A 15,438-nucleotide genomic window follows, 5' to 3' on the forward strand; every position below is an offset into this window, starting at 1 on the left:
CAAACCCCCCCCGCCCCCCCCCCCTTTTCACCCCCCCGGGGGCTTTTTCGAGGACCCCGCGGCACACTACACGCCCCACGGCAGGAAGGGCGTCAGAATGCGCTGCGCCCGCCGTCGACCGTGTGGATACCGCCGGTCACCCAGTCCGCCTCGTCGCTCGCCAGGAACAACGCCAGCGACGCGACATCGTTCGGCGTACCCAGCCGCCGCAACGGGAAGCGGTTCGCGACCTCCGCGTCGATGGCCACCTGATCGGCGTCGTCGGTGGCCGCACCGCGGTCCACGCGTGAGCGGTACACCAGCGGCGTGGGGATGGTCCCGGGACAGATCGCGTTCACGCGGATGTTGTCCGGGCCGTACGTGACCGCCATCTGCTTGGTCATCGCGATGACGCCGCCCTTGGCCGCCGTGTACGGGAAGATACCCGGCAGGCCGATCAGGCCACCCATGCTGGCCTGATTGATGATCGATCCGGTCCGCCGCTCGATCATGTGCGGAAGCGCGTACTTCGACGTCAGCCACACGCCCTTGAGGTTGACGCCGACCACCTTGTCCCACTCGGCTTCCGTCGTGTCCGCCGCGTCCCCGGCGCCGTTCACGCCGGCGTTGGCGAACACGACGTCGAGCTGCCCGAATTCGGCGAGCGTCTCGTCGATCATGCGCCGGGAATCGGCATCGGAGGTGACGTTCGCTGTGACGGGCAGCGCCCGGCCACCCGCCGCCGCGATCTCGTCGCACACCGCGGTGGCCGCGGCGAGATCGAGGTCGACGACCGCGACCGCGGCGCCTTCCTCCGCGAAACGCAGGGCGGATGCGCGGCCGAGGCCGGAGCCGGAGCCGGTGACGAGTGCGGTCTTCCCCGCAAGGCGTCCATTCGAGGACAAGAGTGTTCCTTTCTTTCCGGCGTTGCCGCCGAACAGGATTCGAGAGGTGAGGCGTTCACGCCATGAGTGCGGTGAACTTCCAGTCCAGCACCGGTGCCGGCTCGGCACCCGCGCGGTGCGCGAAGACGAGCGAACGCAGCTTCAGGACGCCGCCACCGCCGGGGAGCGCGGTGGCGGACTCGATGTGCAGGTCGCTGGTGAGAGTGTCGCCCTCGTGCACCGGACCGGTGTGGTCGCAGGACTGCCAGCCGAGCACGGTCACGAGGTTGGGCAGCGCGCGCGTCGCCTGCGACAGTGCGAGACCGATCGTGTGGCCACCGTAGACGAGGCGGCCCGCGGCGCCCACCCGCTCGTCGTGGTGTGTCGCGGCGATGTTGAGCGTCAATCGTGCGAGTTCCGGTGCGCTGGAGACGACGTCGCCGCTCGATCGCAACACCGCACCCGCGACGGACGGGTCGAAATGTGTGCCGGGAACGCGTTCGCGGTACTCGGCGAGATTCCAGTCCACGGGAGCCGCCCAGTCCGGTTCGTCCTGCGGGCCGATGGACGACAGGTCGTCGGTGCGGATCACGGTCGCGGGGTCGGTCGCCGGGTTCAGCGGGAGCATCGCACAGCGGTAGAAGTCGAGCACGGTGCGGCCCTGCTGGTCGACCGTGTTCATCCGCAGCGCGGCCAGGCCGGTCGCGGCGCGGCCGGGTTTGACGGAGTTGCTCTTGAGGCCGACGACCTCGGTCGTGGTGTAGAGGGTGTCGCCGATGCGCGGGAACCGGTGGAAGCGCAGGCCCCGGTAGAACAGGTTGGCCTTGACATGGTGGGTCGCGAGCGTGGACTGACCGATCGCGAGATCGGTGACCAGGCCGGCGTGCGCGATCGGCCCGGCCGCGACCGCGGTGGACAGGTGCGTGTCGAGCGCCAGGCGCAAGCGATCACCGAGGATCGCCTGGTGGGCCGCGGCGAGACCGTCGGTGAGCGTGACGGCGGGTGCCGTGTCGAAGACCTGGCCGACCGTCAGGTCGTCGAGGTAGGGTCCGCCGACGGCGATGGCTTCGGTTGCGGGAGTGGTCATCTCAGGATCCGATCTTCGACAGGGTGCGGCGGGCGGCGACGGCGACGGCTTCGTCGAGCATCTGTCCGTCGAGCTGGGCGGCCCCGGCGCCGCGAGCCTCGGCCTCCTCGAGCGCGGCCAGGACCTGTCGCGCGGCCTCGGCCTGTTCATCCGTGGGGGTGAATGCTGCGGCAGCGGAGTCGATCTGGGCGGGGTGGATGACCCACTTGCCGTCGAAGCCGAGGTCGGAGATCCACCGGGCGCTGTGGCGGAACGCCTCGTCGTCGGCGATGCCGAGGAACGGTCCGTCGACGGCCTGCACACCCGCGGCGCGGGCGGCGTGCAGCACCCGATCCTGCACGTAGATCCAGTGCTCGGGGGCGGCGGTGCGGGAACGGCCCAGGGCGGCACCGAGATCGGCGTATCCGATGATGACACCCGCCACGCGCGCACCACAGACGATCTCGTCGATGCGCTGCACACCCGCGGGTGTCTCGATGAGCGCCTGTACGACGGCGTTCGACGAGCCGAGGATGCGATCGGCCTCGGCGAGGTCCGCCGCGCTCTCCACCTTGGGGATCACGATCGAGGCGAGGGCATCGCCGAGTTCGGCGCACGCCCGCAGGTCGTCCTCGAACCAGGGGGTGCCGCGTCCGTTGATGCGCACCGACACCGTGCGCCGGCTGCCGTGCTCGCGGACCAGGGGGGCGACGAGGTCGCGGGCGGCGTCCTTCTGCGCGGGGGTGACGGCGTCCTCGAGGTCGAGGACGACTTCGTCGGCGGCGGAGGCGAGAGCCTTGGACGCCTTGCGTTCGTCGGAACCGGGTGCGACGAGCACCGCTCGCCTGCGGACGTGTTGCTCGGGAGTCACGGAGAACCTCATGGAGAGTCGGAGCGGCAGGAACGGCGCTAAATGTACGGCCATTGTGTGGGGTTGCGCCACCCCATAGGTAGGCGCAGCGGGTCCTATCACCGAAAACTCTCGAAACAAAGTGGATGCTCGTCGAAACCTCCATTGACAATGGCATGCCGTACTACACAAAATGGCCGTACAAAGTTTCGGGTCCGCGTGGCCCGCTCCGAAACCGAAGGGTCACCTGCGTGAGCTACAACCTGAACGACGAAGAGGCCTTCCTGGTCAAGACCGTCCGCGACTTCATCGACCGCGAGGTCAAGCCGACGGTGCAGGAGGTCGAGCACGCCAACGAGTACCCCGAGAAGTGGATCGAGCAGATGAAGCAGATCGGGATCTACGGTCTGGCGGTCCCGGAGGAATACGGCGGCTCGCCGGTGTCGATGCCCTGCTACGTGCAGGTCACCGAGGAACTCGCCCGCGGCTGGATGTCCCTGTCGGGTGCCATGGGCGGCCACACGGTCGTCGCCAAGCTGCTGACCCTGTTCGGCACCGAGGAGCAGAAGCGCAAGTACCTGCCGAAGCTGGCCACCGGTGAGATCCGGGCGACGATGGCGCTGACCGAGCCCGGCGGCGGCTCCGACCTGCAGGCCATGACCACCACCGCCAAGCGCGACGGCGACGACCTGGTCATCAACGGCGCGAAGACGTGGATCACCAACGCCCGCCGCTCCGGCCTGATCGCGCTGCTGTGCAAGACCGACCCGGCGGCCACGCCGCGCCACAAGGGCATCTCCGTGGTGCTCGTCGAGCACGGACCGGGCCTGACCGTCTCGCGTGACCTGCCGAAGCTCGGTTACAAGGGTGTCGAGAGCTGCGAGCTGAGCTTCGACAACTACCGGATCTCCGCCGACGCCATCCTCGGTGGCGAGCCCGGCAAGGGCTTCGCCCACATGATGAAGGGCCTCGAGACCGGTCGCCTGCAGGTCGCGTCGCGCGCCCTCGGTGTCGCCACCGCGGCGCTCGAGGATTCGCTGGCGTACGCGCAGCAGCGCGAGAGCTTCGGCCAGCCCATCTGGAAGCACCAGTCCATCGGCAACTACCTCGCCGAGATGGCCACCAAGCTGACCGCCGCGCGGCAGCTGGCCCGCTACGCCGCCGAGCGGTACGACAGCGGCGAGCGGTGCGACATGGAAGCGGGCATGGCGAAGCTGTACTGCTCGGAGGTCGCCATGGAGATCGCCCTGAACGCGGTCCGCATCCACGGCGGCTACGGCTACTCCACCGAGTACGACGTCGAACGCTACTTCCGCGACGCGCCGCTGATGATCGTCGGTGAAGGCACCAACGAGATCCAGCGCAACGTCATCGCGAGCCAGCTCGTGGCCCGCGGCGGAATCTGACACGATCCCGGATCGGTAGGATCCCCGCGTCATGAGCGGTAGGGAACGAGAATCGGAGCCGGCGTACGCGCAGCTGTCACGGCAGTTGCGCGAGGCCGTCGAATCCGGTCGGTACCGGGACGGGGTCCGGCTGCCCACAGAAGCCGAACTCGCGCAGCAGCACGGCGTGAGCCGGCAGACGGTGCGCCGGGCCTTCCAGGACCTCGTGGCCGACGGCGTCGTGTACCGGGTTCCCGGACGCGGCACGTTCGCCAACGAACCCGGGCGCCGGTACGGGCGTCCGCACGGTTCGATCGAGGACCTGCTCGCGCTGTCCGCGGACACGACGATGGAGATCGTCACCCCGCTGCACCGCAAGGTCGACATCGAGGCGGCCAGCCGGTTGCGCCTCGACACGGACCTGCTCCATTCGGTGACGTTCCGCCGTCTGCACGACGGCGTGCCGTTCGTCCACACCACCATCTGGCTGCCGGGTCCGATCGCCGCGTACGTGCAGGACGCGCCGGAACTGGCGGCGGGTGCGTCGAGCAAGGTCACACTCATCGGTCTGCTCGAGCCGCACCTGCCGCATCCGATCGTCCGGGCCGCACAGTCGATCACCGTGGCCCCGGCGACCGCCGAGGTCGCTTCGGAGCTGGGCTGCGAGGTGGGCCATCCGATGTTGCGGGTGGATCGCCTCTACTCCGACACGGAGGGCACGCCGACCGAACTGTCGGTCAGCTACTTTCTGCCCGAGCACTACACCTATCGAGTCACCCTCACACGAGCCGAGCACTGACGACCGCCGGCCCCGACCACACAGGAGTCCAGAACATGCGCGTATTCCAGGGCATCGCCGAGATCGAAGCCGCTGTCGGCGAGCACCTCGGCTACAGTGATTGGCTCGAGATCACGCAGGAGCGCGTGAACACGTTCGCCGACGCCACCGGCGACCACCAGTGGATCCACGTCGATCCCGAGCGTGCCGCGTCCGGCCCGTACGGGACGACGATCGCCCACGGCTACCTCACGCTGTCGCTTCTGCCGGTCCTCGGCTCGCAGATCTTCACCGTCGAAGGCCTGAAGATGCGTGTCAACTACGGGTCCAACAAGGTGCGCTTCCCCGCGCCGGTGCCGGTGGGCTCGAAGGTCCGCGCCGGTGCCACGGTCAAGTCCGTCGACCGCACCCCCAAGGGCGCGAACCTGGTCCTGTCCTACACCGTCGAGGTCGAGGGTGGCGACAAGCCGGCGCTGATCGCCGAGACGGTCGCCGTTCTCGTCGAGTGAGCCCGATCAGACGGTGCAGCCGCGGGCGCTGACCGGCCAGCGGTCGACGACCTCGCGGCCGCGGGTGACGACGAGTTCGTCCGCCAGGTTCACGGCGTTGCACACGTGATTCGGGATCACCCGCAGCCGCGCCCCGAGATCGGGGCGCGGCACATCGGGGCCGGCCGGCCACTCGACCGTCGCATGGTGTTCCGACAGGGCGGTGATCCGTGCGTCCGGAACCCCGAGGATCCGGCCGTACCCGGTGGCCCACGGCGCCCGATCTGCGCCGAGCGACTTGCTCCCCGCGTCGAGCACGACGACACCGTCACGGGCGGAGACGACGGTCGCGAGGACGGTGAGCGCGACCTCTTCCTCGGTGACCGTGCCGAGCTCGAGCTGCTGGGCGTCGCCGAAGACGTACACGCCGGGCCGCAATTCGGTCGCGGCCGTGTCCAGGTAGGCGGTGGGAGTCGAGCCCCCGCTGACGATTCCCGGTTCGATCCCGGCGCCGCGCAGCGAGTCCGCGGCTGTTCGCAGGGCCGCGGACTCCTCGGCCGCTGCGGCGCCGGGCCGGCCCGGTCCGTACGAGTGACCGGGAAAGGTGAAGACCCCCGCGACGGTCAGTCCCGCCGCGGTCGCCGCAGCCGCCACCGCACCGGCGTGCCCGGGTGCCACGCCGGTGCGGTGGTGGCCGCTGTCGACCTCCACGAGAACCTCGATCGCGGTGCCCGCGTGCGTCGCGAGTGCCCGCGTCCCCTCCACCGAATCGACTCCGACCGCGACACGCGTACGGTCCGCGAGCGCCGCGAGCCGTGCGCCGCGGGCGGCATCGACCCACAGCGGATACGCGACGAACAGATCGTCGAAGCCGTGATCGGCGAACACTTCCGCCTCGGACACCGTCGCGACCGTCAATCCGGCCGCGCCGGCGGCGATCTGGAGTCGCGCGATGTCGGGGCTCTTGTGGGTCTTCGCGTGCGGGCGCAGCGTCACGCCCCGGGTCCGTGCGGATTCGGCCATCCGTTCGATGTTGCGGTCGAGTACGTCGCGGTCGACGAGGAGCGTCGGGGTGGCGGTGACGGCATCGAACAAGGTCATGCGCGCACCGTACACTCGGCCCGTGGAAAGCCGGCCCGTGTTCGACCCCGATGACGTCCGACGTGCAGAAGCGGCACTGCGGACCCCGGACATCGAGCGGTGGGCGCAACGGTTCGAACTGCTCTCCGACGTCAATCGTCTGCGGATGCTGCTGTGCCTGCACCACGCGCCCGGTATCCGCGTCACCGATCTCGCGACTGCGCTTGGTATGACCGGCACCGCCGTTTCGCACGCGCTGCGGTTGCTGCGCGACCGCGGATGGGTCTCGGCGACACGGGACGGCCGGGCCGTGCGGTATCGGCTCGTCGACGACACGGTGCACGAGATGCTGCATTCGATCGGTGCGACGCACCAGCACGCCGCGCACTCCCACGAGAACGACTGATTCCGCCATCGGGGCCGGCGAGCGCGGCTTATCGTGGATACGAGCCTGTGAAGCAGGCGGAACGAGGTCGTATGCACGAACTGTCGATCGCGCAGGATGTGGTCGAGACGGTGTGCGAACGCGCCGGCGGTCGGCGCGTCCGTAGCGTGCGCATGGTCGTCGGGGCTCTGTGTGCGGTGGTTCCGGACTCGATGTACTTCTGCTTCGAATTGGCGGCGACCGGCACCGCCGCGGAGGGCGCGCGGCTGGATCTGGAGACGCCGGACGGCGTCGGACACTGCCGGGAGTGCGATGCGGATTTTGTATTGACGGACCCGATCCTGTTGTGTCCGTGCGGAAGTGTGGACGTCGAGGTCCGTTCGGGTCGGGAGTTGACGATCGTGTCGATGGAAGTGAGCTGATCGCATGTGCGCCACGTGTGGATGCGGTGACGATGCCGGCCCGCGTATCACGGTGCCCCACGAGCACGAGCACGAGCACGAGCACGAGCACGAGCACGAGCACGGTCACGGTCACGGACACGGACACGGACACGGACACGGCGAGGACACCGCCGGGTCCGGCTCCACCGAAACCGTCACGCTCGAGCAACGGGTACTGGCGAAGAACGACGTTCTGGCCGAACGCAATCGGGGTTGGCTCGCCGGTCGTGGCGTCACCGCGTTCAACGTGATGAGTTCGCCCGGTGCCGGAAAGACCACGTTGCTCGAACGGACGATCAGGGACCTCTCCGGATCCGGTCCGATCGCGGTGATCGAAGGCGATCAGGAGACCCTGCTCGACGCGGAACGGATCCGCCGGACGGGTTGCTCTGCGGTGCAGGTCAATACCGGGGCGGGCTGCCACCTGGACGCGCAGATGATGCACGACGCGCTCACGGCACTCGACCCCAAGGCGGGGACCCTGCTGTTCGTCGAGAACGTCGGGAATCTGGTGTGCCCGGCCCTGTTCGACCTCGGAGAGCAGGGCCGGGTGGTCCTCATCTCCACCCCCGAAGGAACCGACAAACCGCTCAAATATCCGCACATCTTCGCCGTCGCAGACCTGGTTCTGGTCAACAAGATCGATCTGCTGCCCTACGTCGACTTCGACATCGAAACCTGTGTGCGGCATGCGAAATCGATCAACCCCGGAATCGAGGCGATCGCGGTGTCCGCGACGACGGGGGAGAACCTCGCCGCGTGGTACGACTGGATCGCCGATCATCGTCGGCCCGAACGTTATTCGAGATCGTAAACCGGACCTTCGTTGACAATCCGTCGCGATCGGGTCCCTAATAGGAGAAGCGCTGTGCAAGTGGGCCGACGGTCGACTCCGGCAGCGTAGGGGTGAACCGGCACTCCGGAAGGTGGCTCAGCATGCCTACACCACAAGCGCAGGCGGCCGAGGACACATTGATCCACGTCCTGTGGATCAATGCCGGTCTCAGCTGCGACGGCGATTCGGTTGCGCTCACCGCTGCGACGCAACCCACCATCGAGGAGATCGCGCTCGGAGCGCTGCCGGGTCTGCCGAAGGTCGCGGTGCACTGGCCGCTGATCGACTTCGAGTGCGGACCCGAGGGTGGCGCCGACGACTTCCTCGAATGGTTCCGCAAGGCCGACCGCGGCGAACTCGAACCGTTCGTGCTGGTCGTCGAGGGGTCGATTCCCAACGAGAAACTCCACGACGACGGCTACTGGTGCGGCTTCGGCAACAACGAGGAGACCGGGCAGCCGATCACCACCAGCGAGTGGCTCGACCGGCTGGCCCCCAAGGCCACGGCGATCGTCGCCGCCGGGACCTGCGCGACATACGGTGGCATCCACGCGATGGCGGGCAACCCCACCGGCGCGATGGGGGTCCCCGACTATCTGGGCTGGGATTGGAAGTCCAAGGCGGGCATCCCGATCGTCTGTGTGCCCGGATGCCCGATCCAGCCGGACAATCTGTCCGAGACGCTCACCTACCTGCTGTACATGGCGACGGATCAGGCGCCGATGATCCCGCTGGACGAGGCGCTGCGTCCCCAGTGGTTGTTCGGAAAGACCGTCCACGAGGGCTGCGACCGCGGCGGATACTACGAGCAGGGTGATTTCGCGACCGAATACGGCTCGCCGGAGTGCATCGTCAAGCTGGGCTGCTGGGGTCCGGTCGTCAGATGCAATGTCCCCAAACGCGGTTGGATCAACGGTATCGGCGGCTGCCCCAACGTCGGCGGTATCTGCATCGGATGCACGATGCCGGGATTCCCCGACAAGTTCATGCCGTTCATGGACGAACCTCCGGGTGGTCTGGTGTCGAGCACCGCAATCGGCATGTACGGCTCCGTCATCCGGAACCTGCGCAAGATCACGAGACGAACCCTGGACCACGAGCCGTCGTGGCGCACACCCGGCACGAAGTTGACGACCGGAGCCACCCGCACCTGGTAGGTGTGCAGCCGACGTTCCGAGAGAGGCCAGCTCGATGACAGCCACCACTCCCGATTCCAGCTCCACGAACTCGCTCGTCGAGATGGCCTGGGATCCCATCACCCGAATCGTCGGTAGCCTGGGCATCTACACGAAGATCGACTTCGCGAACAACACTGTCGCCGAATGCCACAGCACCTCGTCGATCTTCCGCGGGTACTCCCTGTTCATGAAGGGCAAGGACCCGCGCGACGCGCACTTCATCACCAGCCGCATCTGCGGGATCTGCGGCGACAACCACGCCACCTGCTCGTGCTACGCGCAGAACATGGCGTACGGCGTGCAGCCACCGCATCTCGGGGAGTGGATCGTCAATCTCGGCGAAGCGGCCGAATACATGTTCGACCACAACATCTTCCAGGAGAACCTCGTCGGCGTCGACTACTGCGAGAAGATGGTCTCCGAGACGAACCCGTCCGTCCTGGCACGGGCCGAGAAGACCCGCGCACCGCACGAGGACCAGCACGGCTACCGCACCATCGCCGACATCATGCGGTCCCTGAATCCGTTCAGCGGCGAGTTCTACCGAGAGGCACTGCACGTCAGCCGGTCCACCCGAGAGATGTTCTGTCTCATGGAAGGCCGTCACGTACATCCCTCGACGCTCTACCCCGGCGGCGTGGGCACCGTGGCCACGGTGCAGTTGATGACCGACTACATGAGCCGGCTCATGCGCTACGTCGAATTCATGAAGAAGGTCGTGCCGATGCACGACGACCTGTTCGACTTCTTCTACGAAGCGCTGCCGGGTTACGAGAAGGTCGGCCTGCGGCGCACCCTGCTGGGGTGCTGGGGCGCGTTCCAGGATCCGGAGGTCTGCAACTTCTCCTACCGGGACATGGAGAACTGGGGCCGGAAGATGTTCGTCACGCCGGGGGTGGTCGTCGACGGCAAACTCGTGACGACCTCGCTCGTCGACATCAACCTGGGTCTGCGGATCCTGCTCGGCTCGTCGTACTACGAGGACTGGACCGACCAGGAGATGTTCGTCAAGACGGACCCGCTGGGCAATCCGGTCGACCGCCGCCACCCGTGGAACCAGCACACCAATCCGCACCCGCAGAAGCGCGACCTCGAGGACAAGTACAGCTGGGTGATGTCGCCGCGCTGGTTCGACGGCACCGATCACCTGGCCCTCGACACCGGCGGCGGACCGCTGGCCCGGCTGTGGTCGACCGCGCTGGCCGGTCTCGTGAACATCGGCTACGTCGAGTCGACCGGGTCGAGTGTCAAGATCAACCTGCCGAAGACCGCGTTGAAGCCGCCGGTGACGCTCGAGTGGAAGATTCCGAAGCACGGCAGCAACACCCTCGAACGCAACCGCGCCCGCACCTATTTCCAGGCCTACGCGGCGGCGTGCGCGCTCCACTTCGCGGAGAAGGCGCTCGAGGAGATCCGTGCCGGCCGCACCAAGACGTGGGAGACGTTCGAGGTGCCGGACGAGGGCATCGGCTGCGGATTCACCGAGGCGGTGCGCGGCGTGCTCTCCCATCACCTGGTGATCCGGGACGGCAAGATCGCCAACTACCACCCGTATCCGCCGACGCCGTGGAATGCCAGCCCCCGCGACAGCTACGGGACACCCGGGCCCTACGAGGACGCGGTGCAGGGTCAGCCGATCTTCGAGGAGAACGACCGCGAGCATTTCAAGGGCATCGACATCATGCGCACCGTGCGCAGTTTCGATCCGTGCCTACCGTGCGGCGTGCACATGTACCTGGGCGATGGGAAGACGCTCGAGAAGGTGCATTCGCCGACCCAGTCGGTCACCGGAGAGTGACGGATGGAGCGGTGGCGAGAATCCGGTGACCGTATCGAAGCGCTGCTCGATGCCTGTTCCGTAGCCGGGCCGGCAGCCCGCGACCGCGCGGAGGACCTCGTGCGCGAGGTACTGGATCTGTACGGGGCCGGCCTGACCCGGATCCTCGACGCGATCGCCGTGTATCCCGGAGCCGTGGACGCGGTCGCACGCGACGACCTGGTCGCGAGCCTGCTGCTCGTCCACGGCCTCCACCCGCACGACGTGACGACGCGGGTGCGCACCGCGCTCGACTCGGTCCGCCCGTACCTGGAGTCGCACGGCGGCGACGTCGACCTGCTCGACATCCACGGATCGGTGGTGCGCCTGCGGCTGCTCGGCAACTGCCGGGGATGCCCGTCGTCGGCGGCCACGCTCGAACTGACAGTGCGCGACGCCGTGCGGGCGGCGGCGCCGGAGATCACCGAGCTCGACGTGGAAACCGAACCCGACGATCACGGCCTCATCCGTCCGGAAACCCTGTTCGCGCACGTCCATTCCGATGTGAGCGGGAAATGGTGTGCAGTAACGGAGTTCGAGGAGCTCGCGGAAGGGGAGGTCGGCGGATTCACGATTGCCGGTCTGCCGGTGCTGGCATGCCGCCTCGACGGTCGGTATCTCGCCTACCGCGACCGTTGCCCCGTGTGCGGCGGATCGTTTGCCGGTGCGGTGCTGCACCGACGAGCGGGAGGCGACGCGGGGGCGGTACTGCGCTGCCCGGGGTGCCGAGCACACTTCGACGTCCGCAGGGCCGGAGCCCGGGTGGACGACGGTGCCGCCGAACATCTCGAGCCCCTGCCGGTGCTGGTTCGCGACGGAACCCTGTCGCTCGCCGTACCCGACACCCGCCCCAGTGACATATCCCGTCGCTCCGCTCGCCCCAGTGACACACCCCGTCGCTCCGCTCGCCCCAGTGACACACCCCGTCGCTCCGCTCGCCCCACGGGAGTGGCGTGATGGCCACCGTCTCCGAAGTTCTCGGCCGCATCGCCGCGGCGACACCGGTTCCCGCGACGGAGCGGTGCCAGATGTGTGCGATCGGACTCGACGAGGCGCACCGGCACGTCGTCGATCTCGAATCCCGGCGTCTGATGTGCGTATGCCGGCCCTGCTACCTCCTTTTCACCGATCAGGGCGCGGACCTTCGGTTCCGCTCCGTTCCCGACCGGTACCTGTCGTTCCCGTCCTTCACACTCGCGCCGGGCCGGTGGGAGGACCTCGAGATCCCGGTGGCGCTGGCGTTCTTCTTCCACAATTCGACGCTCGGCCGCACCGTCGCGTTCTATCCGGGACCTGCCGGTGCCACGGAATCGGAGCTGCCGCTGGGCATGTGGGACGCGGTCCTCGCCGATAACCCGGCGCTGACCGCACCGCTGCCCGACGTGGAGGCGCTGATCGTGCGGGTACCGGACCGCGGTGAACCCACGTGCCACCTCGTGCCGATCGACGCGTGCTACGAACTGGTGGGCAGGCTGCGGCGGGTGTGGCGCGGCTTCGACGGCGGACAGGACGCGCGTGCCGCACTCGACGGATTCTTCGACACACTCGCCCGGCGGAGCCGACCGGTCGACGCGGGGGCACCGTCGTGACCGCGCTCGAGTTCGGCATCGTCGACATCGCGCCCGAACCGTACGCGGCCGCGCCGACCCTGCTGGCGAAACTCGGGATACGGGAAGGCACGGGCGCGACCGTGCACGCACTGGCGCTGCGGTGTCAGCTCCGCATCGAACCGCGCCGCCGCAGTTACGGTCCCGAGGAGGAAGCCGCGCTGACCGACCTGTTCGGCACGCGTGACCGGTGGGGCACGACCCTTGCGCCCTTCCCGTGGCTGCACGCGTCGACGGTGGTGCCGGGATTCGAGGGCGCGTGCGAGACCACGCTGCCACTGGCCTGCACGTACGACTTCGAGGTCGCGGCCTCGCGCTACCTGCACGCGCTCTGTGACGGTGCGGTGCCGCTGCTGGCCCTGTTCAGCGGTACCGTCTTCACCCGCGGCACCACGGGATTCGCGGTCGAGCAGGTGCCGTGGGACCGCGAGGCCCGATACGACCTTCCGGTACAGGTATGGCGTGACCTGATGCGGGCGCACTTCCCCGACAGCGGATACGCGCGCCTGACCCACGCGACGCTGGCCGCACTGGCACGGTTCAAGGCCGAACGGGGACTGACCGATCTGGACGCCACGATCACCGCACTGCTCGACGCAGCCGGTGCCGGAACGGATGCGGAGGCGTCGTGACGGTGGACCGGCAGCAGCAACACGACGACACGGACCGGGTGCGTGCGGTCGCCGACGCGATCCTCTACGAGGGTTACCTGCTGTACCCGTACCGCGCGAACGCCCGGAAGAACCACTCGCGCTGGCAGTTCGGAGTTCTCGGGCCGCCCGGAGCCGCCGCGTCCGGGCTCGGCGAGCCGCCGGGACTGGCGGCACAGACCGTGCTGCGCATGCTGGGAGCCGAGCCGGTGATCGAGGTGACCCTGCGGTTTCTCCAGCTTCAGCGTCGTACGGTGCAGCGCCGCACCGGCAACGGGTTCGAGACCGTGCCCGAGCTGGTCGTCGCCGGACAGTCGTGGGTCGGGTGGGACGAGGCCGTCGAGCGCTCGTGCGCGTTTTCGGTAGCGGTGGCTACCGAAAACGCGCACGGGGCAGCGGAGGTCGCGGTGCCGGCGGGGGAGGACACCGAACTGCTGACCGAACCGGACGGCACGGTCGCCGGACGTCTGCTGCGCACCCGCCGCGCCGTGCACGCGACCGTGACCGTCGAGGCCGGACCGATCGACGGCGATCTCGTCCGCGTGTCCGCCACCGTCACGAACACCGGTGACGCGCCCGTCGACGCGGACGACGCGATCGGGCGGTCGCTGATCGGTGCGCACCTGATCCTCGCTGCCACCGAGGCGCGTTTCGTATCGCTCCTCGAACCGCCCGCCGACGCGGCCGCACTCGTCGGCACCTGCACCCACGAGCGTTGTTTCCCCGTGCTCGCCGGGGACCCGGACCCGGCCGTGCCGGGGGAAGCACCCGTCGTGCTGGTGTCGCCGATCATCCTCTACGACCACCCGCGCGTCGCCGAGCAGAGCGGCGGAGACCTGTTCGACGCCACGGAGATCGACGAGATCCTCACCCTGCGGGTACTGACCCTCACGGACGAGGAGAAGGCGCAGGCCCGCGCCACCGACGCGCGGGCCGCGGACATCGTGGACCGCTGCGAGGCGATGACCCCCGAGGAGCTCCAGGCACTGCACGGCGTCCTGCGCGACCCCGGCCGCGGCGCCGATCCGATGGGCGCCGGTCCGATACCCGAGGTGCCCGACGGTGTCGACTGGTGGACCGAGGAAGCGGACACCAGCGTGCGACCGGAACTCGACACCGTGCTCGTGCAGGGGGTGCCCGTGGGACAGGGAAGCCTGGTCCGGCTGCACCCGTCCCGGCGGGCCGACGCGCAGGACCTGTTCTTCCGCGACCGGCTCGCGCGCGTCGCGACGGTCCACGCCGATGTGGACGGCGGGACCCACGTCGGGGTCGTCCTCACCGACGACCCCGCTGCCGACCTCCACGAATGGTTCGGCCGCTACCTCTATTTCGCGCCGGACGAGATCGAACCGGTGCCGGACGTCCCGGTGCAACCGTCGAGGAACGAGGAGTCATGAGAATCGTCGGAATGCTGACCACGGCGGTCGCCGCCGCCGTCGCGGTCGGTGCAGCATTGGTCGCAGTGAAGTCGTTGCCGGATCTCAAGCGCTACTTCCGGATCCGGAACATGTGAGGAGTGGGGTGCGGATTCTGGTCGCGGGCGTGGGCAACATCTTCCTCGGGGACGACGGGTTCGGACCCGAGGTCGTGCGCTGCCTCGCCCGGAGCCCGCAACCGGAAGGAGTCCGGTTGGTGGACTACGGGATCCGCGGCATGCACCTGGCATACGACCTGCTCGACGGGTGGGACGGCCTGGTCCTGGTCGACGCGGTTCCCGACGCCGGGGAGCCCGGGGCGGTGCGGGTCTTCGAAGCCGGCGACACCGCACCCACCACGGTCGGGGTCGATGCACACGGCATGGACCCGGCCTCGGTGTTCGCGACCCTCGCGGCGCTGGGCGGGAGCCGGCCCCGCACGATCGTGGTGGGATGTCAGGCGCAGTGCGTCGACGAGGGCATCGGGCTCTCACCCGCCGTCGCGGCCGCGGTCGAACCGGCCGCCGCGGCGGTGCGCCGAGCCGTGCAGAATCTCCGGCGACCCGATCGGGCCGCCCGGCCGAGGCCCGGAGGTTGAC

18 protein-coding genes are annotated in these 15,438 nt (G+C 68.6%); 14 read left to right on the forward strand and 4 right to left on the reverse strand.

The genetic code is table 11. The features are described from left to right. Window positions 1–92: 92 nt before the first annotated feature. The 3 genes from ACWDTS_RS12650 to ACWDTS_RS12660 are packed head-to-tail and all read right to left on the reverse strand — an operon-like array spanning window position 93 to window position 2,800. Window positions 93–884 carry an SDR family NAD(P)-dependent oxidoreductase gene (locus ACWDTS_RS12650; RefSeq protein ID WP_450110899.1) on the reverse strand — a complete coding sequence of 264 codons (792 nt, stop codon included), beginning with the start codon at window positions 882–884 and terminating at the stop codon, window positions 93–95. Between the two features lie 55 nt (window positions 885–939). Further along, on the reverse strand, window positions 940–1,950 hold the full coding sequence (locus ACWDTS_RS12655; protein ID WP_450110900.1) for a MaoC family dehydratase: 1,011 nt from the start codon (window positions 1,948–1,950) through the stop codon (window positions 940–942). Between the two features lies 1 nt (window position 1,951). Then, entirely contained in the window at window positions 1,952–2,800 is an 849-nt protein-coding gene (locus tag ACWDTS_RS12660) for an HpcH/HpaI aldolase/citrate lyase family protein (RefSeq protein WP_450110901.1), read from the reverse strand. A gap of 230 nt (window positions 2,801–3,030) precedes the next feature. Between ACWDTS_RS12660 and ACWDTS_RS12665 the strand changes: the two genes are divergently transcribed. The 3 genes from ACWDTS_RS12665 to ACWDTS_RS12675 are packed head-to-tail and all read left to right on the forward strand — an operon-like array spanning window position 3,031 to window position 5,451. Next, entirely contained in the window at window positions 3,031–4,185 is a 1,155-nt protein-coding gene (locus ACWDTS_RS12665; protein ID WP_197251178.1) for an acyl-CoA dehydrogenase family protein, read from the forward strand. Window positions 4,186–4,216: 31 nt separating this feature from the next. Further along, window positions 4,217–4,963, forward strand: coding sequence for a GntR family transcriptional regulator (locus ACWDTS_RS12670; RefSeq protein WP_197251179.1), 747 nt, complete (start codon window positions 4,217–4,219; stop codon window positions 4,961–4,963). 35 nt (window positions 4,964–4,998) lie between these two features. Beyond that, window positions 4,999–5,451, forward strand: coding sequence for a MaoC family dehydratase (locus tag ACWDTS_RS12675; RefSeq protein WP_197251180.1), 453 nt, complete (start codon window positions 4,999–5,001; stop codon window positions 5,449–5,451). Between the two features lie 6 nt (window positions 5,452–5,457). On the opposite strand, the gene ACWDTS_RS12680 is transcribed toward ACWDTS_RS12675, so the two are convergent. Continuing rightward, on the reverse strand, window positions 5,458–6,531 hold the full coding sequence (locus tag ACWDTS_RS12680) for an alanine racemase (RefSeq protein WP_450118279.1): 1,074 nt from the start codon (window positions 6,529–6,531) through the stop codon (window positions 5,458–5,460). 22 nt (window positions 6,532–6,553) lie between these two features. Between ACWDTS_RS12680 and ACWDTS_RS12685 the strand changes: the two genes are divergently transcribed. From ACWDTS_RS12685 to ACWDTS_RS12735, 11 genes are all read left to right on the forward strand, one after another. Continuing rightward, entirely contained in the window at window positions 6,554–6,916 is a 363-nt protein-coding gene (locus ACWDTS_RS12685) for an ArsR/SmtB family transcription factor (protein WP_248675172.1), read from the forward strand. Window positions 6,917–6,987: 71 nt separating this feature from the next. Further along, window positions 6,988–7,317, forward strand: coding sequence for a hydrogenase maturation nickel metallochaperone HypA/HybF (locus tag ACWDTS_RS12690; protein ID WP_450118280.1), 330 nt, complete (start codon window positions 6,988–6,990; stop codon window positions 7,315–7,317). A gap of 4 nt (window positions 7,318–7,321) precedes the next feature. Further along, on the forward strand, window positions 7,322–8,152 hold the full coding sequence (gene hypB / locus ACWDTS_RS12695; protein WP_450118281.1) for a hydrogenase nickel incorporation protein HypB: 831 nt from the start codon (window positions 7,322–7,324) through the stop codon (window positions 8,150–8,152). Window positions 8,153–8,274: 122 nt separating this feature from the next. After that, complete coding sequence (locus ACWDTS_RS12700; protein ID WP_197251184.1) at window positions 8,275–9,330, forward strand: NADH-quinone oxidoreductase subunit B family protein; 1,056 nt, start codon at window positions 8,275–8,277, stop codon at window positions 9,328–9,330. Between the two features lie 34 nt (window positions 9,331–9,364). Beyond that, window positions 9,365–11,149 carry a nickel-dependent hydrogenase large subunit gene (locus ACWDTS_RS12705; RefSeq protein WP_197251185.1) on the forward strand — a complete coding sequence of 595 codons (1,785 nt, stop codon included), beginning with the start codon at window positions 9,365–9,367 and terminating at the stop codon, window positions 11,147–11,149. Window positions 11,150–11,152: 3 nt separating this feature from the next. Beyond that, window positions 11,153–12,124: a NifU family protein gene (locus ACWDTS_RS12710; RefSeq protein WP_450118282.1), complete on the forward strand. Its 972-nt coding sequence runs from the start codon at window positions 11,153–11,155 to the stop codon at window positions 12,122–12,124. Further along, window positions 12,124–12,756 (forward strand): DUF5947 family protein, encoded by a 633-nt coding sequence (locus tag ACWDTS_RS12715; RefSeq protein ID WP_450118283.1) that lies wholly within the window; start codon window positions 12,124–12,126, stop codon window positions 12,754–12,756. The genes ACWDTS_RS12710 and ACWDTS_RS12715 overlap by 1 nt, the downstream gene beginning before the upstream one ends. After that, entirely contained in the window at window positions 12,753–13,406 is a 654-nt protein-coding gene (locus tag ACWDTS_RS12720; protein WP_450118284.1) for a DUF6084 family protein, read from the forward strand. Before ACWDTS_RS12715 ends, ACWDTS_RS12720 begins: the two co-directional genes overlap by 4 nt. Then, entirely contained in the window at window positions 13,403–14,821 is a 1,419-nt protein-coding gene (locus ACWDTS_RS12725; RefSeq protein ID WP_450118285.1) for a hypothetical protein, read from the forward strand. Before ACWDTS_RS12720 ends, ACWDTS_RS12725 begins: the two co-directional genes overlap by 4 nt. After that, the gene (locus ACWDTS_RS12730) at window positions 14,818–14,937 is read left to right on the forward strand and encodes a DUF6893 family small protein (protein WP_374068598.1); all 120 of its coding nucleotides are present in this window, start codon (window positions 14,818–14,820) and stop codon (window positions 14,935–14,937) included. Before ACWDTS_RS12725 ends, ACWDTS_RS12730 begins: the two co-directional genes overlap by 4 nt. Beyond that, window positions 14,934–15,437: a hydrogenase maturation protease gene (locus tag ACWDTS_RS12735; protein WP_450110908.1), complete on the forward strand. Its 504-nt coding sequence runs from the start codon at window positions 14,934–14,936 to the stop codon at window positions 15,435–15,437. The genes ACWDTS_RS12730 and ACWDTS_RS12735 overlap by 4 nt, the downstream gene beginning before the upstream one ends. Window position 15,438 lies beyond the last annotated feature (1 nt).

The organism is Rhodococcus sp. NPDC003383 (genome assembly GCF_053589115.1).